The sequence below is a fragment of the Rhodococcus sp. KBW08 genome (assembly GCF_003852455.1).
GTDB classification, from domain to species: Bacteria; Actinomycetota; Actinomycetes; order Mycobacteriales; family Mycobacteriaceae; genus Rhodococcus_F; species Rhodococcus_F baikonurensis.
The window spans coordinates 189,556-209,239 of the sequence record NZ_QAJJ01000009.1 but is presented as its reverse complement, the minus strand read 5'-3'; the positions used below and the strand labels follow the sequence as shown (position 1 = coordinate 209,239).

Here is a 19,684-nt window from a genome sequence, read left to right as displayed (position 1 = left end):
GGTGCGCTTCGGTAATACGGGTCAGAGGTCGAACTCTTCGGAATCAATCGGATCCGGGTCTGGATTGGTCCACGCGAGAATCATCGCGGGCGTGCACGCGCCGATCAGCATTGCAGTCAGTGCCAATAAACCTCCTGTGTAAGGCAGTCTCTCTACATTCCACTGCACCGACGAGGTGAAAATGAGGAAAATGGCGACAATGAAGACCAACGTTTGGGTCACGCTCAACCCGACGGAGCGGGCGTCGTTGCGTTGCTGGATCTCCCATTCGTCCAGAGCGTGCCGCGGCGCATCCCCCTGCCGGCCCGACACGATTTGAAGTGAGGACCACGTCGGCAGGAACAACACCGTGATGATCGGCCATGCCACCGCGAACAGTGGGTTGAACAGGCACGCGATCCCGATGGCAACCATCGTGGTGAACAGGACTCCGAGGGCGACGACGAGCACGCGCCGCCGTCGACGGGTTCGCCAATTCGGGAGCCAATGTCGGAATGTCTCCTCGTTCTGCAGGAACCGCCGAGTGCGGTGGGCCTGGTAGCGGTCGATCAGATTCGATTCAGGCACTGGGCTTTTCACTCCCCTCGGTAGTGCGGTGACTCCGGTTGATCTCCGTCGACTGTGCATTCCGGTAGACCTCCGTCGACAGCGGCCCGAACTCCGTCCGAGAGAACACCGCCTCCACCGGGAGGTCGAACACCCAGCAGATTCGGAATGCAAGATCCAGGCTGGGGTAGTGGTCACCGCGTTCGAGTGCCCCCACAGTCTGCGGATTGACGTCGACGAGTTGCGCGAGTTGGGCCCGGCTCATCTTCCGCTCGGCGCGAAGCACTCCGATGCGATTGAAGATGGGGAGCGCGTCTCCCCGCCGGACTGGGCTCATGCATCAAAGTGTTGTAAAAACCCAACAGTTTGTCAATTGGAACCGAGATTGTTCTGCTGCTGGGCCGTGCCGACGGATAAGGTTCGGGCAACGGAAGGGGCTTGACATGGTGGTCGAACAGTTGATGCTCGAGAAGTCCCGCCTGGTCGTGCAGGTGCGCGAGGACGGCAACTACAGCGTGGGATCACAAGGGCTCGAAGCGATCTGGCGCGATCCGATGGACAAGGGTGCCGTCATCGGTATCGGTCAGCACACTCCGGGGGATGTGGAAGGAGAATCGTGGTGGGTCGTGTACGGCCAGTCCGACACCACAGCCGACGTCACCGTTCGGCTCGAGGATGGATCGCACGTGAAGGTGGGCCGTATCGGTGAGATCTTCGCCGCCGAATGGGTGAGTACCCCGCAGCAGGCGTTGCTGTACCGGTCCGATCGCCCGGTGGAGTCGCAGCCCACCAAACTGTCGGTGCTGTTCGCCCGGCCGAAGTTCATGCCCAAGGCCGCATTTCCGGAGAACGATCGCTTGTAGTCCTGGCGAGGTCGGCCGCGGAGGACGGTCCGACTCGTTCTCGATTTGTTACGGTACGTACTGTACTGTTTGGATATGACAACGTGGCCGAACGACCTCGAAGTAGTCCAAGTGCGAGTAGCGCGACCCACCGACCGGCTCGACGACGTGATTGCGTTCTATCGCGACTGCGTGGGATTGCCGGAGCTCTACCGGTTCTCCGGACATGCCGGCTACGACGGAATCATGCTGGGTTTGCCGGATGCGAACTATCACCTCGAATTCACGACCCACGAAGACGGAAGCCCGTGCCCGGCTCCGACGCAGGACAATTTGTTGGTGCTCTACTTCACCGGCGAGTCGGCGATGTACGAGGTGGTGCAGCGGCTGGGTGCGGCGGGACACGAACCCGTCGAGGCCGAGAATCCGTACTGGGAGGAGAATGCGGGAATGACCTTCGAAGATCCTGACGGCTGGCGTCTGGTGCTCATGCCCCGGCCGGTGCTGTAGATGGTGCGCGCCCGCGACGAACGGATCGACGACGCCGTACTGTCCGCGACCCTGGAACTGTTGGGGGAGAACGGGTATGCGGAGCTCTCGATCGGTTCGGTGGCGACGAAAGCGGGCGTACATCGACCCGCCATCTACCGGAGATGGCCGTCGAAACGGCATCTGGTGGTAGACGTCGTCGTGGGGCATATCGGCACCGATCCGACGCCGGACACCGGCGATCTCAGGGCAGACCTGGTCGCCGGCATCACGACATTGGTTGTGGGACTGAGCGAATCGGTGGTTGGTCGGATACTGCCCGCGTTGGTCGCGGACCTGGCCTCCGACCCGGAGTTGGCGCGGGAGTTCCAGTCGGCGTTCTTTCAGCCCCGACGCGATTCCACTGCGGCAGTGCTGGAATCGGCGCGGCTACGCGGCGACATTCGCGATGATTTCGACCTGGACTTCGTCCTGGACGCGCTGGCGTCCCCGATCTACTACCGAGCGTTGTTTCGTCACCTACCGCTGGACGCGCTCCTTGCCGAGCAGTCCGTCGATTCCGTGCTGCTGACGTTGACTCCCCACGAAAATTCCTGAAGCCGTTTCGATTCAGTTCAATTCGACTGGATCGGGTCCGACACGGCTGTCGGTGTTCAGCGCTGCGATGGCAGCTGACTCGTCGGTATCGAGTGCGAAGTCGAAGATTGCGGCGTTGTCGCGCATGCGGGCAGGTGTCACCGACTTCGACAGAACGGTGTGTCCCTGTTCGAGATGCCAGCGGAGAATGATCTGCGCTGGGCTCTTTCCGTGTGCTGCAGCGATTTTCCCGATGGTCGGGTCGTCGAGGATAGTTCCCTGTCCCAGTGGGCTCCATGCCTCGATTTCGATGCCGCGACTTCGCGCGTATTCCCGTGACGCGTGCTGTTGCAGTCTGGGGTGCAATTCGATCTGGTTGACGGCCGGGGTGATCGAGCTGTGCTCGGCCAGCAGTTCGAGGTGCTCGGGCAGGAAGTTGGACACGCCGATCGCACGGGCACGGCCGGAGGCGAGGATCTCCTCGAAAGCGGCCCACGTCTCCACGAACAGGCCCTTTGCCGGTGCCGGCCAGTGGATCAGATACAGGTCGACGAAGTCGAGGCCGAGCTTGTCGAGGCTCGTGTCGAACGCGGCGAGCGCTCGGTCGTGGCCCTGATCGTCATTCCACAACTTGGTGGTGACAAAAAGCTCTGACCTCGGAACACCCGAACTAGCGATGGCGCGGCCGACACCGGCTTCGTTTCCGTAGATTGCGGCCGTGTCGATGTGGCGGTAGCCGATCTCGAGAGCGGTGGCAGTGACCTCTTCGGTCTGTGCGTCCGGTACCTGGAAAACGCCGTACCCGAGTTGCGGGATGGTGATCGGTTCGCCGGTGGTTCCGTGAGTCAGTGTGCGGTCGGGGATCGACAACATTGAAGAGCGCCTTTCAAGACTGGGTGTGGCGGTTCGACGGGCGATCGTGTCGCCCGTGCCCACCTATGCCGCGCATGCAACTATTGCGTGCGCCTGATAAATAGTTGCACACGCGGGTTGTCTGCGCAAGCAGAGTCGGTTGGCTACTCCTCGAAGAGCTGTCCGTTCTCCATTCGCCACCGGCGCGTGCTTCGGGTGGACTGCAGCATGCGTCGATCGTGAGTGACTAGGAGGAGGGTCCCTTCGAAGGATTCCATCGCCTGCTCGAGCTGTTCGATCGCCGGAAGGTCGAGATGGTTCGTCGGCTCGTCCAGTACCAGTAGGTTCACGCCGCGAGCTTGGAGCAAAGCAAGTGCAGCCCTTGTTCTTTCGCCGGGGGACAATGAAGCGGCAGATCGGAGTACGTGGTGTCCGCGCAGGCCGAACTTGGCGAGCAGAGTGCGGACATCGGCATCGGGCCAGTCCGGAACCTGTGCACCGAAGGCCTCGACGACTGGCTGATCGCCTTCGAACAATCCGCGCGCCTGGTCGATCTCACCGATCGCGACACCGGAACCCAGCGACGCGATGCCCTCGTCGGGGACGAGTTTGCCGAGTAGGACGTTCAGGAGGGTGGTCTTGCCTGCTCCGTTCGCGCCCGTGACGAGGATCCGATCACCCCAGTCGATCTGCGTCGTGACCGGACCGAACGTGAACTGACCGCGAGTTACCTTGGCGCCGTTCGTGGTCGCGACAACGGATCCGGATCGCGGCGCCGCCGCGATCTCCATGCGAAGTTCCCACTCCTTGCGCGGTTCCTCGACGACTTCGAGTCGCTCGATGCGGCGTTGAGTCTGGCGGGCTTTCGCGGCTTGCTTCTCCGTCGACTCGGTCCGCAATCCGCGTCCGATCTTGTCGTTGTCCTTGGCCTTACGGCGCGCGTTGCGGACGCCGTGTTCCATCCAGTTGCGCTGCATCTGCGCGCGATCTTCGAGATCGGAGCGGGTGCCTGCGTATTCCTCGAAGGCCTCGCGTGCGTGCTGGCGGGCGATCTCGCGTTCGGCGAGGTACGACTCGTAGCCGCCGTCGTAAACGGCGATATCCTGCTGCGCCAGGTCGAGTTCCACGATTCCGGTGACGGTGCGCGAGAGGAATTCGCGATCATGGCTCACGACAACCAGCGCCGCTCGGGTCTCGGCGACAAATCGCTCCAACTGCTCGAGACCGCGCAGGTCGAGATCGTTGGTGGGCTCGTCCAACAGGAGAATGTCGTAGCGCGAGAGCAACAGTGACGCGAGGCCGGCGCGCGCGGCCTGACCGCCGGACAACGCCGTCATGTGCGCATCGAGCGGAACTCCGAGCCCGAGTTCTTCGACCACCTTCTCAGCGCGCTCGAACAGATCGGCGCCGCCGAGAGCGAGCCAGCGTTCCAGTGCCGGGGAGTACAGATCCTCTTCGGCTTCGGCCAGGGTTTCGGCCGCGGCGTTCATGACTTCCTCGGCATGCGCGACGCCGGTGCGGCGGCCGAGGAACTCGAGGACGGTCTCACCCTCGATGCGGTCGGGTTCCTGCGCGAGGTAACCGACCGCAGCATCTGGTGGGCTGAGAATGATCGAACCCTCGACGTCAGCGGTGCCGATTCCGGCCAGTGCGGTGAGAAGCGTCGACTTGCCGGCGCCGTTCGCGCCGACGAGGCCGATGACGTCGCCAGGCGCGACGGTGAGATCGAGGTCGGAGAACAGGGTGCGTTCTCCCCGGGAGGCAGAGAGGCCGCTGATGCGCAGTGTTGCAGTCACCTGAGAAGTATCCCCGGCGCTGTGCGCCAGTGTTAATCGGTGCTGTGCGCCTTTATTAACCGCGGGCGGTTAATAAAGGCGCACAGCAGTCAGCCGCGGACCAGGTGATACCAGCACGGATGTGCCGCACGGACCGGAAGTGGCGATTCACTCACATCGGCGGCCGTACTCGAGGCCATCGACCAACCGTCGAATGCTCGCGTGACGTCCTCCTCGGAGACACCATGTGGCATCGGCCAGCGGTGACCTGGCCCGAACGCGAACATCACCAGGGACGCTCCCGGTGCGGTGATCGCGTTGACCGACCTCCCGTAGTCCCGTCGTTGGTGATCGGTGAGCCCGTGAAAGCAGCCGATGTCGAGTACCAGCATGTGCCCACCGTCGACGGCTATGTGCAGGTCTGCCGCGTCCTCATGGAGGAACCGGACGTCGACGTGTGCTTCACGTGCATGTATCCGCGCTTTGTCCAGGGGCTCCTGCTCGGCGTCGACGCCGGTGACGTGCCAACCGCGTTGCGCCAGCTCGATGGAATGGCGTCCGGTGCCGCAGCCGATGTCGAGTGCACGGCCACCTTCCGGGGCGGGGATCGCATCCAGAAGGCCGGACAGTTGAGCGTCGAAGCCGTGACCGGTGTGCTCCCACGGAGTGACGCCGACCTTGTAGGCGAGACGATATCCGAGATTCATCGCTCTCTCTTTTCTCGAGGCGATTCCAATACTTGTCTTCCAAGGTAGACCGGCATTTCGGGCGGTACAAGGGCACCGCGCGGAGGTTCGGCGGGGAATGCCTCCCGGCCCGCGCGCGTTGGATTCACTTATGACCGAGACCAATGATGTGACCGATGTACCGACAATTGTTCTGAACGACGGTAAGACGATCCCCGCACTCGGATTCGGTGTGTTCCAGGTTCCGGACGACGAGACGCAGGAAGCTGTCTCCACCGCCCTGAAGACCGGCTACCGCAGTATCGACACCGCCAAGATCTACGGCAACGAGGTGGGCGTCGGCCGCGCGATCGCCGAATCCGGCATCGCACGCGAAGACCTCTACATCACGACGAAGTTGTGGAACGACGATCAGGGCTACGACTCGACGCTTGCCGCATTCGACGCCAGCCTCGACAAGTTGGGTCTCGACTACCTCGATCTGTACCTGATCCACTGGCCGGTACCGTCCAAGGACCTGTACGTCGAGACCTTCAAGGCATTCCAGAAGCTCAAGGCCGACGGACGGGTTCGATCCATCGGCGTCTCCAACTTCACCATCGAGAACCTCGAGCGTGTCATCGGTGAAACCGGTGAGGTACCGGTCCTCAACCAGATCGAGCTTCACCCCAAGTTCAACCAGGCCGAACTGCGCGCCTTCCACACCGGCAAGGGAATCGCGACGGAAGCATGGAGCCCGCTCGGCCAGGGAACCGTTCTCGGTGACCCCGTCATCACCGCTGTCGCCGACGCTCATGGCGTCACTGCGGCTCAGGTGATCATTCGCTGGCACCTGCAGATCGGCAACGTGGTGATCCCGAAGTCGGTGACCCCCGAACGTATCGCCGCCAACTTCGATGTCTTCGGCTTCGAACTGACGCCGGAACAGATCAACGCGATCGGTGCTCTCGACGACCCGGCCGGCCGTATCGGCCCCGACCCGGTCACGCTCGGCAGCTAGAACTTCCGGTAGACCCACGAACGGCACTCCCGCGATCGCGGGAGTGCCGTTTTGTCGTGTGAGGTCAGTTCAGGTGCGTGCGATGTTCTGCAGTGAATGCGATGTGCTCGTCCGCGCGTCCGGTGCGGAGCTTCTCGACCCACTCGGGATCGGCGAGCAGCGCGCGCCCGATGGCAACCATGTCGAATTCGCCGTTCTCGTACTGAGCTTCGAGACGCTCCAGTCCCGTGACAGCCGATGCAGCGTCGCCGGTGAATGCCGTCGTGAACACCGAGTCGAGTCCGACCGAGCCGACGGTGATGGTCGGCAACCCGGTCAGCTTCTTCGTCCAGCCTGCGAGGCCGAGCTTGCCGTCTTCGCCGTCGAGTTCAGCGAACGCCGGTTCCCAATGACGCCTCGTCGACGGATGCAGAACGTCGACACCGGCGTCGACCAGGGGAGTGAGGATGCGGCCGAGTTCTGCCGGGCTCTGGGCGATACGAGCGTCGTAGTGGCCGGACTTCCACTGCGAGAAGCGGTAGACGATCGCGAACTCGTTTCCGACTGCCTCCCGGATCGCGGCGACGACCTCGGCCGGGAAACGGGTGCGGGCTTCGAGTGATCCGCCGTATCCATCGGTGCGGACATTGGTTCCTGCCCAGAGGAACTCGTCGAGCAGGTAGCCATGCGCCCCATGCAACTCGAGACCGTCGAAACCGGTGTTCTTCGCGTTGAGTGCCGCGTCGACCCACGACTGCTTCAAGTCGTCGAGATCCGAGGTGGTGAATTCTCGTCCCAGACGGGTGCCGTCCAGCGCCAGGCCGGAAGGGCTGACGGTTTCGACCTCTGGGTTCAGGCGCGAATTCTCGCCGCGCTCGACTCCGAGGTGCCACAGCTGGGGAATTATCGATCCGCCCTCGGCGTGGACGGCGTCGACTACCGACTTCCAGCCGCCCAGGCTCGAATCGCCGTAGATGCGCGGTACGCGGGTGTGCGGGCCGGCCGCCGGGTCCGGGATGTACGTGCCTTCGGTGATGATCAAGCCGACACCACCTGCTGCGCGACGACGGTAGTACTCGGCCACGTCGGCGCCGGGGATTCCGTCCGGCGAGAAGGCGCGCGTCATCGGGGCCATGGCGAAACGGTTACGCAACGAGAGTGATTTGACCTCGAAAGGCTCGAAGAGGCCGCGCAACGCGGAGGCCTCGGGTGCTGTCGATGTGTCGGGAAGAGTCACGGGTTTGTTCAACGCGGCCGGCTCTCGACCTATTCCGCTGCATGAGTTCATCTCGCTGAAATGTGCAAAAGGTTGCGTACGTTCGGTTTTCATCGGTGCATCGGTCGTCGAAACTTAGTTTGTGCATTAACTATTAACATGCGATATGGTCGTGCAGAAAGTTCTTGAGGGCGGTATCGAGCACGAAAGAGGACGCGCGAGCATGACAACAACGGTGCCGGACGAGCGGACCGGAGACTTGGAGCCGATTCCGGAGCGGCCGTACCCGAAGCGTCGTGATCCCAAGGGGTCGTGGATGCTCGAGATGATCAAGACCACCGATCACAAGAAGATCGGGATCATGTACCTGATCACTGCGTTCGCGTTCTTCCTGATCGGCGGCCTGATGGCGCTGTTCATGCGCGCCGAACTGGCTGTCCCCGGAATGCAGTTCCTCTCCAATGAGCAGTTCAACCAGCTGTTCACCATGCACGGCACGATCATGCTGCTGCTGTACGCGACCCCCGTCGTCTTCGGCTTCGCGAACTACATGCTTCCGTTGCAGATCGGAGCACCCGACGTCGCCTTTCCTCGGCTGAACTCATTCGGGTTCTGGCTCTTCACTTTTGGTGGCCTCATCGTTCTCGGCGGCTTCCTCACGCCGGGCGGCGCTGCCGACTTCGGTTGGACGGCGTACACCCCGCTCTCCGGCGCGGTTCACAGCCCCGGCGTCGGGGCCGACCTGTGGGTCTTCGGTCTGACGGTCGGTGGGCTCGGCACGATTCTCGGTGCGGTCAACATGATCACCACCGTGATCTGCCTGCGCGCGCCCGGCATGACCATGTTCCGCATGTCGATCTTCACCTGGAATATCTTCATCACCAGCATCTTGATCTTGATGGCGTTCCCGCTCCTGACCGCCGCGTTCATGGGGCTGTTCGTCGACCGGCACCTCGGTGGTCACATCTTCGATCCGGCGTCGGGCGGAGTTCTGTTGTGGCAGCACCTGTTCTGGTTCTTCGGTCATCCCGAGGTGTACATCATCGCGCTGCCGTTCTTCGGCATCGTCTCGGAGATCTTCCCGGTCTTCAGCCGTAAGCCGATCTTCGGTTACACGGGATTGGTCTATGCGACACTCGCGATTGCCGCTCTCTCGATCGCTGTGTGGGCTCACCACATGTATGCGACGGGTGCTGTTCTCCTGCCGTATTTCTCGTTCATGACGTTCCTGATCGCCGTGCCGACAGGCGTGAAGATCTTCAACTGGATCGGAACGATGTGGAAGGGGCAGTTGACTTTCGAGTCGCCGATGCTGTTCTCGGTGGGCTTTTTGATCACCTTCCTCTTCGGTGGTCTGTCGGGTGTCATCCTCGCGAGCCCGCCGCTCGACTTCCACGTCACCGACACGTATTTTGTCGTGGCCCACTTCCACTACGTGGTCTTCGGTACGGTCGTGTTCGCCACGTATGCCGGTATCTACTTCTGGTTCCCGAAGATGACGGGACGTCTGCTCGACGAACGGTTGGGCAAGTGGCACTTCTGGACCACGTTCGTCGGTTTCCACGGCACGTTCCTCGTTCAGCACTGGCTCGGCGGTGAGGGCATGCCGCGTCGATACGCCGACTACCTGCCTTCGGACGGGTTCACCGTGCTCAACTCGGTCTCGACCATTTTCGCCTTCGTGCTCGGTGCCTCGACGCTGCCCTTCCTGTGGAACGTCTTCAAGAGTTACCGCTACGGCGAAGTGGTCACCGTCGACGATCCGTGGGGTTACGGAAACTCGCTGGAGTGGGCGACCACCTGCCCGCCGCCGCGTCACAACTTCACCGAGTTGCCGCGCATCCGTAGCGAGCGTCCGGCGTTCGAGCTGCACTACCCGCACATGGTCGAGCGAATGAGGGCGGAAGCGCACGTGGGTCTGACCGGGCAACCCACGTCGACGTTGGAGAAGAGTGACGATCATCGTCAGATTGATTAGTGCAATAATAGTTACTGCACTAATTAATCTGATAACATCGGATTCATGACGACGAAGGCTCCGCAGACGCAGATGGACGATCCGCTGGCTCTCGACCGGCAGGTGTGCTTCGCACTTGCGGTCGCGAACCGGGCAGTGCTCTCCGTCTACCGGCCCCTGCTCGAGCCGATGGGCCTCACGCATCCCCAGTATCTGGTGATGCTGGCACTGTGGGGAAAGTCGCCGATGGCGGTCAAGGAAATCGGGCAGGCGCTTCAGCTCGATTCGCCGACTTTGTCGCCGCTCCTCAAACGACTCGAGGCGTCCGGGTTGATCACGCGAACCCGTAGCCGCGCCGACGAGCGTCAACTCGACGTCGACCTCACCGAAGCGGGTGTGGCGCTGCGCGACGAGGCGGAGAAGATCCCGCCGGCGGTTGTCGCGAAGCTCGGCGTGAGCCTCGCCGAACTCGAAGAACTCCACAACGTTCTGACGCGGGTCAACGAGGCCGCGCTCCGCGCCGGAGCCTTGGACCAATGAGAGAAATGTGATGACTGCATCCGAAAGAAACGTGATGACTGCGTCAGTACCGTCGATGCGTACCGAACAGGTGACTTCCGTGACTTCCAAAAAGCAACGTACGAGCCCGAATCCCCTTCAGTGGTTGGGCTATTCAGTGGGCCGTAAGCTGCCCGACTCCATGCAGGACTGGGTGCGAAACGACCTGATCGGTGATTGGGCTGTGCCGCGTCACCTGATCCGAAGCATGGTGCCGTTCATTCCAGTCTTCGCTGCCTTCATGCTCTTTCCGGGGCCGTGGGCTCTGCGGGCATCGATGGTGCTGCTCGGAGTGCTCCTGGCACTGTTCTATTCGGTTTCCTACATGGCTCAGAACAGGTCGCGTCGCCTCGAGCGTCACGGTTTGCCTTCCGACCTCGAGAACCCGAAGAAGATCTCGCGCCACGACGCCGAGAAGGCCGCCTACGAGAAGTTGCACGGCGGCCCCGCGACGTAGACTCTTCTCTCAGAAGCCGTGGAGGGCGCTGCCGCCGTTCATCTCGCAGACGCGTTGCTCCACGGTGGCCGAGAAATCAACCTCTGGCGCGGTCGTAAGCAGGGCCGATTCGACGTCTTGCTCGACCAGGTATCCGTTGATCGCGATTGCCGCTGTCGAACCGGCAGCGGCAGCGCCTATCACCTGAGCGCGAGGGTCGACGACATTGCCGGCGCCCCAAATGCCAGGAACGCTGGTGGCGCCGGAAGGATCGACAGTCACGAATCCGTTTGTGCCCACGTGGCAACCGAGTTGTGACAAGGCCCCGTCGTTCGGGACGAGGCGAGGTGCGACGAACAGCGCTGAACGAGGAACCAATTGACCGTTGTCCAATTCGATTGCCTTCAGTTCGCCGTGCTCGGAGGTCACTCCGGTGACCTGCCCGTCGACTACCTCGACACCGCGCGCCGCAAGTCGCCTGCGTTCTTCCGGTGTGAGCGAGATGTGATGAGGAAAGAACGTCACATCCGACGACCACTGCCGGAGTAGGAGCGCCTGGTGAAGTGACATTTCGCGAACGTCGCCGCCGAGAACGCCGATCGGTTGATCGCTGATCTCGTACGCATGGCAGTAGGGGCAATGGAGCACGCTCTGTCCCCAAAGTTCTTGGATGCCTGGTATTTCCGGAAGTGAATCCCGTAGGCCGGTGGCAACCAGCACGGTGCGAGCGGTGAGCGTCGTGCCGCCTGAAAGCTCGACGACAAAGCCGGGTTCGATACCGCGCCACGAGATGTCGACAACGTCATCCTGTGTGAATTCCACTCCGTACGTCTGTAATTCGCTGCGTCCGACGGTGAGTAACTCGCCTGGCGCCATGCCGTCGCGCGAGAGGAAGCCGTGCATGTGTGCCGCGGGTGCGTTGCGGGGAGTGCCGGAATCGATGACGGCGACGCTGCGCCGAGCGCGCCCCAACACCAGGGCTGCGCTGAGTCCGGCGGCTCCACCACCGACGATCACGGTGTCGAGGACCTGTGTTTCAGTGTGTGTTCGCATGAGCACAGGTTGCCCGCGGACGAGACAGTTCAGCAACTATTGTTGCCATTTCTGGGAATCGTCGTCAGACTCGGACCATGAATGTCAACGGCCCGCACATCGATGCCGCCATCTCGCAGATAGGCGCGCGCCTCAAACGCATTCGTACACAGCGCAATGTCACGCTCACGGCGCTGTCCGAGTCGACCGGTATCTCGAAGAGCACCCTGTCGAGGCTCGAAGCGGGGGAGCGTCGCCCGAGTTTGGAGTTGCTGCTTCCGATCGCGCTCGCCCACCAAGTTCCGTTGGACCAGTTGGTGGCGGCGCCACAGGTCGCCGATCCGCGTATCCAGAGTGCGCCTCGAAGCGCCAGTGGGCGAACGGTCTTGCCGCTGACTCGGCAACCGGGTGGGCTGCAGGCATTCAAGATGACCATCCCGGCAAACCAGACCGAGCCGAACCCGCAGGTGCATGACGGCTATGAATGGCTGTACGTGTTGTCGGGGAGGCTGAGATTGGTGTTGGCCGATCACGACATCGTGATGGGAACGGGTGAAGCTGCTGAATTCGACACCCGAAATCCGCATTGGTTCGGCAGTGACGGCAAAGGCCCGGTCGAAGTGCTGAGTCTGTTCGGCCCACAAGGAGAACGCATTCACGTTCGGGCCAAGCCTTCGGCGAATTGACGGACAGTCATACTTCATTCGATGCTGCCGGAGGCGACGTGAACAGTGAGGGATCTGTGCGAATCGAAACTGACGACCTGAGCCGGGACGCGGTCCGGGCTCTCCTGGCCGAGCACCTCGCGGACATGCACGCGACCTCCCCTGCGGACAGCGTTCACGCGCTGGACGTCACGGGGCTGACGGATAGCTCTGTGACCATGTGGACGCTGTGGAGCGACGGTGACGAGCTACTCGGTTGCGTAGCACTCAAGGAACGGTCGTCGACCGGCGGCGAGATCAAGTCGATGCGGACTTCATCGGCAGCTCGCGGGCGTGGCGTGGGTACGCGACTTCTTCAACACGTCGTGGACGAGTCGAGACAACGAGGTTACCGTCAACTCGAATTGGAGACCGGCACACAGGACTTCTTCGATCCAGCTCGCCGGTTGTACGCGAGATTCGGGTTCGTGCCCTGTCCACCGTTCGGGAACTACCGCGAAGATCCGAACAGTGCATTCTTCGTTCTCGCCCTGTGAGCAGCTCGCACGCTACGGCATCGTGGCGGTGATGCGTCGTACTGCGCTGTCGGAGTCCATGATTGCGGTGTCGAGCACCAGCCGTTCCGTGGTCCACGGCTCGTAGTCCCGATCCAGAATTTCCTGCCACGTCGGTAGTACAAGATCCGGGATGTCGACGACTCGCTGTTCAGCGCGTCTGCGATGCTCGTCGGGATCCGAACAGACTACTTCGACATTGAGCAAGTACGCCGAATTGTGTTGTGCGGTAGCGGACCAGGCGCTTCGCGTCACCTCGATCGGGTTGACACACTCGACCACGACCGAGAGTCCCAGCCGCAATTGTTCGGCGGCGAGCGCATAGGCGGTGATGTATCCAGCGGTCCCGGATGCGTCAGCGATACCGCTGTGGGTCAGTGCCTGTTCGATGGTATCGATCCGCACGAAAGGGATTCGGTGATGCTGGGCAAGCGCTCGCGCGATCGTCGACTTGCCGGTGGCCGGCAAACCTCCGATCACGACCAGTGTCGCGCGGGCCGACGGCTGGGGGTTGTGTCCGGCATCCACCATCCTCGAAATGTACGGGGCGTCGTCGATTCACACTGACTCGCCTCGTACTTCGCTCAGTTCGAGATCGCGAACTCGCGTGCTTCGAACGCCAGGTCGTCGGCGGCGGACTCCATTCGTGCCGTCGCACGGTTGGGCGCTGTCAGCACTGCAACGATCGGAACCGCCAACGCCAACAAGCCGAGAACGAAGACGGGGAAGAGGAAGGAGAACACTTCGAGTCCCTGCGGCGCTGGGGCTGCTGCGTCGTGAACGACCTCGACCGCGGCCATTCCGGTGTAATGCATTCCGACGACGGCGATACCCATGATGATTCCGGCGACAAAACGAAGAATCGTGGACTCGAGCACCATGGTGAACCACAGTGCGGCCGTTCCGGCGACGACTGCGATGAGAACCGACAGTGCGACGAAGAGCAGGTCGTAGTGGATCTCACCCTGAAAGCGTAAGGCGCGCATACCGGTGTAGTGCATGATGTTCACGGCAAGACCGGTCACCAGGCCGCCGATCAGAAGTCGAGTCCAGCGGAATTCGGTCCCGATGATCAGCAGGCCGACAAACACGGCCCCTACCGAGATGATCGCCGAGATCACGGTCCATCCGAGGTTGTATCGAATGGGACTGCCGGGGACTGCGAAGCCGAGCATGGCGATGAAATGCATCAGCCAGATGGCGACGCCACCGATCGACAGGGCGGCCATGGCGAGCCAGCGCATGCGTGTGGCGGTTGTCGTCGCCGACGCTGAATGCCTGGTGCACGCCAGGCCGACTACCGAGCCGACCACGGACACGACGTAGGCGAGCCCGAGCAGCCAGATTCCCATCGAGAAATGGTGCATTTCATCCGACATGCCAGTTCCTTTCGGTGACGATTCGCATCTGGTGATTCATCTAGACGACTGCTTCAGCTGCAAGTCGTTCGAGGGAGTATTCGGTGACGGCGATCAGCGCGCGTTTGGCCGATTCGCGGTTTCGGGCGTCGATCTCGATCATGGGAACACGGTTGGGTAGAGCCAACGCCTGGCGGAGATCGCTCGCCGAATGGATGGGTGCGCCGTCGAAACGGTTGACCGCCACGATGAACGGGAGGCCTCGCGCCTCGAAGAAGTCGACTGCGGCGAAGCTGTCTTCCAAGCGACGCGTGTCGACCAGAATGACCGCACCGATCGCACCGGTGATCAGGTCGTCCCACATGAACCAGAAGCGGCGCTGTCCCGGGGTTCCGAACAGATAGAGAACCAGGTCGTCGGCGAGCGTGATGCGCCCGAAGTCCATCGCGACCGTCGTGGTGCTCTTGTCGGGAGTGGAACCGAGATTGTCGATACCGTCGCTGGCGTCGGTGACCATGGCCTCCGTGCGAAGGGGGACGATTTCGGAGACGGTCCCCACAAGCGTTGTCTTGCCAACACCGAAACCCCCGGCGATCACGATTTTCGTCGATTTCACGCGAGACGATGAGTCAGAGTGCCCGAAGTCCACTGAGGGTCCTTTCGATCAGTTCGCGTCGCTCGACTCGAGATGCGTCGCTTCGCAGAGTGGCATGTATTTCCAGTGATCCGGCTACTACGAGGTCGGCGACCAGTACCCGCACGACTCCGATCGGAACACCCAGGTGGGCGGCGATCTCGGCAACCGAGATCCGCTGCTCGCAGAGTGCGACGATCGAGGCACGAATATCTTGCGGTGCAAGATTGTTCGAGACCACGTCTTCGATCGTCGCGATGATCGCTTCGAGCGGGAGGTCGATGGACGGCAGGGTCCGACCTTCGGTGAGCGCGTACGGCCGGACCAAGCTCGGTTCGGCGTCGTCGTACTCGGATTGATGGTGAGGCATCGAACTCAAATACCCTGCGATGTTCGCGGGGCAATGTCCATGGTGGTCCCGACGCGATCGACGAGAGTCGCCATTTCGTACCCGATCTGGCCGATGTCGCATCCGGCGACAGCGAGTGCGGCGAGGTAGGCGCCACTACCGACGCCCATGAGAAGCAGGTAGCCGTTCTCCATCTCGACGACGGACTGCATGACGGCCCCACCGTCGAAGAGGCGTGACGCCCCCGCGGACAGGCTGGCGAGTCCGGAAGTGACAGCGGCTAATTGATCCGCCCGGTCGAGCGGAAGGTGTGTGCTCGAGGCCGTCAACAACCCGTCGGCTGAGACGATGATCGCGTGACTCACACCCGGCACGTCTCGGGCAAAAGCCGAAACCAGCCAGTCGAGTGCGCGGGGAGTCTCTTGGGCTCCGACAGTGTTCACTGTTCTCCTTCATCGTTGTGCAACATCGTGGACGATTCGAAAGACTGTCCGCCGTCGGACTGGTGGACGGCAGCATGCCGACGCCCACGTTGCACGCCGGATTGGTAACTGCTCCAACCACGTTGAACGTCGGCGGGATTGGATGCTTGACGTTGGGCTGTACCACCTCCTCCGACGGCGCCAGGAACCAAGCGAGCTCCTCGATCCCGAATAGGCAATCCGGAATCGGCGATCTTGGTGACCGGCATCTCGAACGACGTCCGGGCAGCCAGCCAGCCTTGATCTGCGTCCGTGGTCCAGGAACCACCGGTGGAAGCCGTTGACGACTCCGCCGTCGGATCCACCAGCCACTCCGACACCATCCGAGCAAAGATCGGCATCGTCGACGGGGCAGACGTTCCACCGTTCGCGCCGCCGTTGTTGTTGCTGCTGCTGTCAGTACGCGCAGACGTGCGAGCCGACATCCCGTCACGGGTACGAGAGGAGAAGAAGGCCGCAGTATTTGTCGGCGTCGGTGCCGAGAGTCGGTGCCGCGGCGCCGGAGTTGTCGACGGCTGTGGACCCACCGGGATCTCGGGACCCTGTGCAGACGAGTTGGATTCCGGCGACGGAGTACGGACGGAAAGCGACGTCGATGCGTTCGCGCCCGCGGGATCGAGTTGGGGAGCGAAGGTTGACACCGGCGCAGCTGGTGCCGGAGTGGTCGAGGTACTGACCTGCGGCACTCCACTCGTGCCCGGGGTGCGGCGAGGTAGTCCCGAGGGTGTTGCCGTCGGTGTCGACTCCGGCGTGATCGGGGCGAACGTCTCGGTCCGATCGGTGCTGATGCCGGGCGTTCGGCGGGGGAGGTCGGCGAAGCTTCTGGTCGCAGGCTGTGGGGGTGCGGAAGCGGTCGGGACCGGCTGTGACCATACCGGGGCAGGTGGTGCGGGCGGCGGTGTCCGCTCGACTGTGGCAACGGGTCCTGTTCGCGGCGTGCGGATTTCGGGAGCCCGCGAGGAATCGAGAATCGAGGTCGGTAGGAGCACCGTTGCGGTGATGCCGCTGTGTGTCGACGACGTTGCCGTCGGGCGCAGGCGCACAGAGATGTTGTAGCGACGGCTGATTCGGCTCACGACGAACAAACCCATGCGACGCGCTGTGTCCGCGCTCATCTCGCCGCCGGCCGCGAGGCGCTCGTTGGCATCGAGGATGTCGGCAGGCGACATACCGATACCGAGATCTGCGATCTCGACGATCATGGAGCCGTCGATGGTGCGGGCAGCGTTGATGGAGACGGTGGTCTCCGGTGGGGAGTACCGCAGCGAATTGTCGAGCAGTTCGGCAATGAGGTGAACGACGTCCGGCGCAGCGTGACCGGTGACGACTCCGGGCGGGATCTGCCCGAGTTCGACGCGTCGATACTCCTCGACACCCGATACCGCGGCGCGAAGGGTATCGCCGAGAGCGACGGGTGCAGTCCTGGCGCGGCGCACATCGGTTCCGGCGAGAACCAACAAGTTGTCGCCGTTTCGACGCATTCTCGCGGCGATGTGGTCGAGCCGGAACAGATTCTCGAGGCGACGCGGGTCGTCCTCGTCCTGCTCGAGCTGTTCGATCAAACCGAGTTGCTGGTCGACGAGGGACTTGTTCCGCCTCGACAGCGTTTCGAACATGTCGTTGACCTGGCGCCGCAGGGTCGCCTGCTCGCCGGCAAGCGTGATGGCCTGACCGTGCATGTCGTCCACCGCGCGTGCAAGCTCGCCGATTTCCTCGTGGGTGCGGATCGGGACACGGGCGAAGTCGAGTTCGTCGGTACTGGCACCTGCGCGGATTCGTTCGATCGCGTCGGGAAGTCCGCGTCTCGCGGCCTGCAGAGCGGCGAACCGCAACCGGCGGATCGGATCGATGAGCGATCGGCTGATGACGAGGGCGATCGCCAGTGCCAGCAGGACCGCGCCGAGCACGATGGCAGTGTCACGAAGTGCTGCGGTTCGTGCTGCATTGGATTCAGCGGTGACGGTGTCGCCGAACTCGGTGACGGTGGTATCGGTCAAGCTGTTGTACTGGTCGCTGCCGGATTTCAGGTCTGCGCCGACGCGGCTTCCCAGAGGAGAGGTCGACGGAGTTGATCCGAGGGCGTTGATCCGGTTCTGAGCTGAGTTGCTGAGGGTCTGGACGGTGTCGTTACTCCCGTCGATGGCGAGAATGTTGTTCAGAGCGACCAGTTCGGCACCGGCGGCACTGACCATCGAGGTACGAGCTTGCTGGTCCGGATCACCTGAGCCGAAGAGAATTCGTTGTTCGGCCAGTGCTCGTCGCGCATCCCAGAGTGCGGCGAGTCGGCCACCCTCTTCGCGCAGCGCCGGCCGCTGAGAATGCTCGACGACGCTGGTGAAGGTGCTCGAGAGTGCGCGCGAGACTTCACCGACCCGCGAAACCAAGCGTGCGGGAGCCACCGCGCCGGCGGAAATCTCCTCAGTGATGGAACGGCTCTCGGCAAGTGCCGAAGTCACTTGGTCGTTGAGGGCGTCATCGGACTGGAACGCGCGCGCCGCGTCGACCAGTTGGTCCATTGCGTCCGAAACCGCTTGTGTGGCCGGGCCGGTGTCAGTGCGTGCCGAGGCCGCTTCGGCGAGTTCGTACAGCGCGGATTCGAGGTTGATCGCGGTGGGCACAGCGAGGGCGCGTTCGGACGAGGAACTCAGCTGCGCGGCTTCTTCGAGTTCGGTCTGAACGCGAAGGGCTCCGAGGACGACGGCGACGATCATCGGCAATGCGAGAACGGCGATGACCTTCCAACCCAGGCGCCACTCGCCGATCGACCACCAAGAGGTTGTCGTGTGTGAATCGTGTTTCATGCGGAACATGGCCCCTTCACGTCAACCCCCCGTGGGTCATTGCCCGAACCCCTTCGATCCGGTTTGACCAGAAGGAGTAGTTAGCTGAACGGTAACAGACTGTTCGCTGGCTCGCTACATCCCAGTTGACTTCTCGGATCGACGATGACTATATCCGGATTGTAAGACCAGGTGAAAGGGTAAACGGACAAGTGCGGCGAATGGGATAGCCGGATAGTCCAATTTGGTAGCTCGACACCGGCGCTGCTCGGGAATCGGTGGAACTCGGGGTAAGCATCCGGCTCGTGTCCCGACATCGAGACATATCCGAAGAAGGCGCACTCGCATGTCAGACTGTGGGAACCGCACCGATGACCGAATCGAACCTTGGAGCCGTAGTGGGTGGACCTGCTCGCGACGCGTTGCGTGCGATCGCCGAACTGCTCGCCTCTGACAGCCCCGCAGTCAGCGATCGTGTGACTCTCGCGATCGACTACCCGGAACGGTATGTCGAGGTACAGAACGATCTGTACTCACAGACGCTCGAGAAGCCGCACCCGGAAATGGCGTGGTTTGCTCTCGTCGACGCATTGCACGAACAAGAACTCCTGGCCTGGGTGGACTGGAACGAGGACGCCGCCGAGGTTCTCGGTCGACTGCGGCAGCTGGAGTCTGCACCCGGAGCGGCCCACTCATGGAAATGGGCGGACGAGCTTGCCGCAGGCTATGACCGCACCGCTGGCCTCGAAACGCTTCTTGCCGGCGTCGGCGCCAACATCGCCGGGTCAGGAGTTTCCGTTGCCTGGCTCGACAGCGACAGCGATACGTTTCTCATCGTGTTCGTCCCGAGTGTTCAAAGTGCAACTCTCGTCGAACTCGCGCCGGCAACCGGTCACTGTGTGCGCGTGTTCTAGAGTC

23 protein-coding genes are annotated in these 19,684 nt (G+C 62.4%); 10 read left to right on the top strand and 13 right to left on the bottom strand.

The features are described 5' to 3' along the window. Positions 1-21: 21 nt before the first annotated feature. Both DBV08_RS11780 and DBV08_RS11775 read right to left on the bottom strand, forming a co-directional pair. Positions 22-567 (bottom strand): hypothetical protein, encoded by a 546-nt coding sequence (locus DBV08_RS11780; RefSeq protein WP_095971238.1) that lies wholly within the window; start codon positions 565-567, stop codon positions 22-24. Further along, positions 560-883 (bottom strand): helix-turn-helix transcriptional regulator, encoded by a 324-nt coding sequence (locus DBV08_RS11775; RefSeq protein WP_124567536.1) that lies wholly within the window; start codon positions 881-883, stop codon positions 560-562. Before DBV08_RS11775 ends, DBV08_RS11780 begins: the two co-directional genes overlap by 8 nt. A 106-nt stretch (positions 884-989) precedes the next feature. Between DBV08_RS11775 and DBV08_RS11770 the strand changes: the two genes are divergently transcribed. The 3 genes from DBV08_RS11770 to DBV08_RS11760 all read left to right on the top strand — a co-directional run bounded on the left by DBV08_RS11770 (position 990) and on the right by DBV08_RS11760 (position 2,474). Then, complete coding sequence (locus DBV08_RS11770; protein ID WP_124567535.1) at positions 990-1,409, top strand: hypothetical protein; 420 nt, start codon at positions 990-992, stop codon at positions 1,407-1,409. 75 nt (positions 1,410-1,484) lie between these two features. Continuing rightward, positions 1,485-1,898 carry a VOC family protein gene (locus DBV08_RS11765; RefSeq protein ID WP_095971235.1) on the top strand — a complete coding sequence of 138 codons (414 nt, stop codon included), beginning with the start codon at positions 1,485-1,487 and terminating at the stop codon, positions 1,896-1,898. Further along, a complete protein-coding gene (locus tag DBV08_RS11760; RefSeq protein ID WP_124567534.1) occupies positions 1,899-2,474 on the top strand; it encodes a TetR/AcrR family transcriptional regulator in 576 nt (191 codons plus the stop codon). A 12-nt stretch (positions 2,475-2,486) separates the two neighbouring features. Here DBV08_RS11760 and DBV08_RS11755 read toward each other — a convergent pair whose 3' ends face one another. From DBV08_RS11755 to DBV08_RS11745, 3 genes are all read right to left on the bottom strand, one after another. Beyond that, on the bottom strand, positions 2,487-3,326 hold the full coding sequence (locus DBV08_RS11755) for an aldo/keto reductase (protein ID WP_020908738.1): 840 nt from the start codon (positions 3,324-3,326) through the stop codon (positions 2,487-2,489). 143 nt (positions 3,327-3,469) lie between these two features. Then, positions 3,470-5,101, bottom strand: a complete 1,632-nt coding sequence (locus tag DBV08_RS11750; protein ID WP_095971232.1) for an ABC-F family ATP-binding cassette domain-containing protein — start codon at positions 5,099-5,101, stop codon at positions 3,470-3,472. Between the two features lie 89 nt (positions 5,102-5,190). Next, positions 5,191-5,787, bottom strand: coding sequence for a class I SAM-dependent methyltransferase (locus DBV08_RS11745; RefSeq protein WP_124567533.1), 597 nt, complete (start codon positions 5,785-5,787; stop codon positions 5,191-5,193). A 130-nt stretch (positions 5,788-5,917) separates the two neighbouring features. Between DBV08_RS11745 and DBV08_RS11740 the strand changes: the two genes are divergently transcribed. Then, positions 5,918-6,766 carry an aldo/keto reductase gene (locus DBV08_RS11740; RefSeq protein WP_095971230.1) on the top strand — a complete coding sequence of 283 codons (849 nt, stop codon included), beginning with the start codon at positions 5,918-5,920 and terminating at the stop codon, positions 6,764-6,766. Between the two features lie 64 nt (positions 6,767-6,830). Here DBV08_RS11740 and DBV08_RS11735 read toward each other — a convergent pair whose 3' ends face one another. Continuing rightward, complete coding sequence (locus DBV08_RS11735) at positions 6,831-7,982, bottom strand: NADH:flavin oxidoreductase (RefSeq protein WP_124567532.1); 1,152 nt, start codon at positions 7,980-7,982, stop codon at positions 6,831-6,833. Positions 7,983-8,184: 202 nt separating this feature from the next. Between DBV08_RS11735 and ctaD the strand changes: the two genes are divergently transcribed. Genes ctaD through DBV08_RS11720 form a run of 3 tightly spaced genes read left to right on the top strand, consistent with a single transcriptional unit; the run spans position 8,185 to position 10,933 of the window. Continuing rightward, entirely contained in the window at positions 8,185-9,939 is a 1,755-nt protein-coding gene (gene ctaD, locus DBV08_RS11730) for a cytochrome c oxidase subunit I (protein ID WP_095971300.1), read from the top strand. Between the two features lie 45 nt (positions 9,940-9,984). After that, complete coding sequence (locus DBV08_RS11725; protein WP_019744857.1) at positions 9,985-10,458, top strand: MarR family winged helix-turn-helix transcriptional regulator; 474 nt, start codon at positions 9,985-9,987, stop codon at positions 10,456-10,458. A gap of 55 nt (positions 10,459-10,513) precedes the next feature. Next, positions 10,514-10,933 carry a DUF5313 family protein gene (locus tag DBV08_RS11720; RefSeq protein WP_042451127.1) on the top strand — a complete coding sequence of 140 codons (420 nt, stop codon included), beginning with the start codon at positions 10,514-10,516 and terminating at the stop codon, positions 10,931-10,933. A 9-nt stretch (positions 10,934-10,942) separates the two neighbouring features. Here the strand turns inward: DBV08_RS11720 and DBV08_RS11715 are convergent, their stop codons facing one another. After that, the gene (locus DBV08_RS11715; RefSeq protein WP_124567531.1) at positions 10,943-11,971 is read right to left on the bottom strand and encodes an NAD(P)/FAD-dependent oxidoreductase; all 1,029 of its coding nucleotides are present in this window, start codon (positions 11,969-11,971) and stop codon (positions 10,943-10,945) included. Positions 11,972-12,042: 71 nt separating this feature from the next. Here DBV08_RS11715 and DBV08_RS11710 point away from each other — a divergent pair, with 71 nt between their 5' ends. Together DBV08_RS11710 and DBV08_RS11705 are read left to right on the top strand one after the other, a co-directional pair. Then, a complete protein-coding gene (locus DBV08_RS11710) occupies positions 12,043-12,630 on the top strand; it encodes a helix-turn-helix domain-containing protein (RefSeq protein WP_124567530.1) in 588 nt (195 codons plus the stop codon). A gap of 56 nt (positions 12,631-12,686) precedes the next feature. Further along, complete coding sequence (locus tag DBV08_RS11705; RefSeq protein ID WP_124567529.1) at positions 12,687-13,145, top strand: GNAT family N-acetyltransferase; 459 nt, start codon at positions 12,687-12,689, stop codon at positions 13,143-13,145. A 12-nt stretch (positions 13,146-13,157) separates the two neighbouring features. Here the strand turns inward: DBV08_RS11705 and DBV08_RS11700 are convergent, their stop codons facing one another. Genes DBV08_RS11700 through DBV08_RS11675 form a run of 6 tightly spaced genes read right to left on the bottom strand, consistent with a single transcriptional unit; the run spans position 13,158 to position 18,787 of the window. After that, positions 13,158-13,694, bottom strand: a complete 537-nt coding sequence (locus DBV08_RS11700) for an AAA family ATPase (RefSeq protein WP_124567528.1) — start codon at positions 13,692-13,694, stop codon at positions 13,158-13,160. Positions 13,695-13,747: 53 nt separating this feature from the next. Further along, the gene (locus tag DBV08_RS11695; protein WP_095971225.1) at positions 13,748-14,542 is read right to left on the bottom strand and encodes an MHYT domain-containing protein; all 795 of its coding nucleotides are present in this window, start codon (positions 14,540-14,542) and stop codon (positions 13,748-13,750) included. Positions 14,543-14,582: 40 nt separating this feature from the next. After that, entirely contained in the window at positions 14,583-15,170 is a 588-nt protein-coding gene (locus DBV08_RS11690) for an ATP/GTP-binding protein (RefSeq protein ID WP_003940118.1), read from the bottom strand. Then, on the bottom strand, positions 15,151-15,525 hold the full coding sequence (locus DBV08_RS11685) for a DUF742 domain-containing protein (RefSeq protein ID WP_003939996.1): 375 nt from the start codon (positions 15,523-15,525) through the stop codon (positions 15,151-15,153). The genes DBV08_RS11690 and DBV08_RS11685 overlap by 20 nt, the downstream gene beginning before the upstream one ends. 5 nt (positions 15,526-15,530) lie before the next feature. After that, positions 15,531-15,947: a roadblock/LC7 domain-containing protein gene (locus DBV08_RS11680; RefSeq protein ID WP_003940329.1), complete on the bottom strand. Its 417-nt coding sequence runs from the start codon at positions 15,945-15,947 to the stop codon at positions 15,531-15,533. Then, positions 15,944-18,787, bottom strand: coding sequence for an ATP-binding protein (locus tag DBV08_RS11675; protein WP_240951825.1), 2,844 nt, complete (start codon positions 18,785-18,787; stop codon positions 15,944-15,946). Before DBV08_RS11675 ends, DBV08_RS11680 begins: the two co-directional genes overlap by 4 nt. Before the next feature lie 350 nt (positions 18,788-19,137). Here DBV08_RS11675 and DBV08_RS11670 point away from each other — a divergent pair, with 350 nt between their 5' ends. Beyond that, complete coding sequence (locus DBV08_RS11670) at positions 19,138-19,680, top strand: hypothetical protein (RefSeq protein ID WP_206028815.1); 543 nt, start codon at positions 19,138-19,140, stop codon at positions 19,678-19,680. The last annotated feature ends 4 nt before the right edge of the window (positions 19,681-19,684 follow it).

Excerpts from the sequence above, each read along its gene's own strand:
- DBV08_RS11745 (WP_124567533.1), bottom strand. The coding sequence starts at position 5,787 with ATGAATCTCGGATATCGTCTCGCCTACAAGGTCGGCGTCACTCCGTGG.
- DBV08_RS11670 (WP_206028815.1), top strand. The coding sequence starts at position 19,138 with ATGACCGAATCGAACCTTGGAGCCGTAGTGGGTGGACCTGCTCGCGAC.
- DBV08_RS11700 (WP_124567528.1), bottom strand. The coding sequence starts at position 13,694 with ATGGTGGATGCCGGACACAACCCCCAGCCGTCGGCCCGCGCGACACTG.
- DBV08_RS11720 (WP_042451127.1), top strand. The coding sequence starts at position 10,514 with ATGCGTACCGAACAGGTGACTTCCGTGACTTCCAAAAAGCAACGTACG.
- DBV08_RS11770 (WP_124567535.1), top strand. The coding sequence starts at position 990 with ATGGTGGTCGAACAGTTGATGCTCGAGAAGTCCCGCCTGGTCGTGCAG.
- DBV08_RS11695 (WP_095971225.1), bottom strand. The coding sequence starts at position 14,542 with ATGTCGGATGAAATGCACCATTTCTCGATGGGAATCTGGCTGCTCGGG.
- DBV08_RS11765 (WP_095971235.1), top strand. The coding sequence starts at position 1,485 with ATGACAACGTGGCCGAACGACCTCGAAGTAGTCCAAGTGCGAGTAGCG.
- DBV08_RS11740 (WP_095971230.1), top strand. The coding sequence starts at position 5,918 with ATGACCGAGACCAATGATGTGACCGATGTACCGACAATTGTTCTGAAC.
- DBV08_RS11675 (WP_240951825.1), bottom strand. The coding sequence starts at position 18,787 with ATGAAACACGATTCACACACGACAACCTCTTGGTGGTCGATCGGCGAG.
- DBV08_RS11755 (WP_020908738.1), bottom strand. The coding sequence starts at position 3,326 with ATGTTGTCGATCCCCGACCGCACACTGACTCACGGAACCACCGGCGAA.
- DBV08_RS11685 (WP_003939996.1), bottom strand. The coding sequence starts at position 15,525 with ATGCCTCACCATCAATCCGAGTACGACGACGCCGAACCGAGCTTGGTC.
- DBV08_RS11725 (WP_019744857.1), top strand. The coding sequence starts at position 9,985 with ATGACGACGAAGGCTCCGCAGACGCAGATGGACGATCCGCTGGCTCTC.
- ctaD (WP_095971300.1), top strand. The coding sequence starts at position 8,185 with ATGACAACAACGGTGCCGGACGAGCGGACCGGAGACTTGGAGCCGATT.
- DBV08_RS11775 (WP_124567536.1), bottom strand. The coding sequence starts at position 883 with ATGAGCCCAGTCCGGCGGGGAGACGCGCTCCCCATCTTCAATCGCATC.
- DBV08_RS11710 (WP_124567530.1), top strand. The coding sequence starts at position 12,043 with ATGAATGTCAACGGCCCGCACATCGATGCCGCCATCTCGCAGATAGGC.
- DBV08_RS11760 (WP_124567534.1), top strand. The coding sequence starts at position 1,899 with ATGGTGCGCGCCCGCGACGAACGGATCGACGACGCCGTACTGTCCGCG.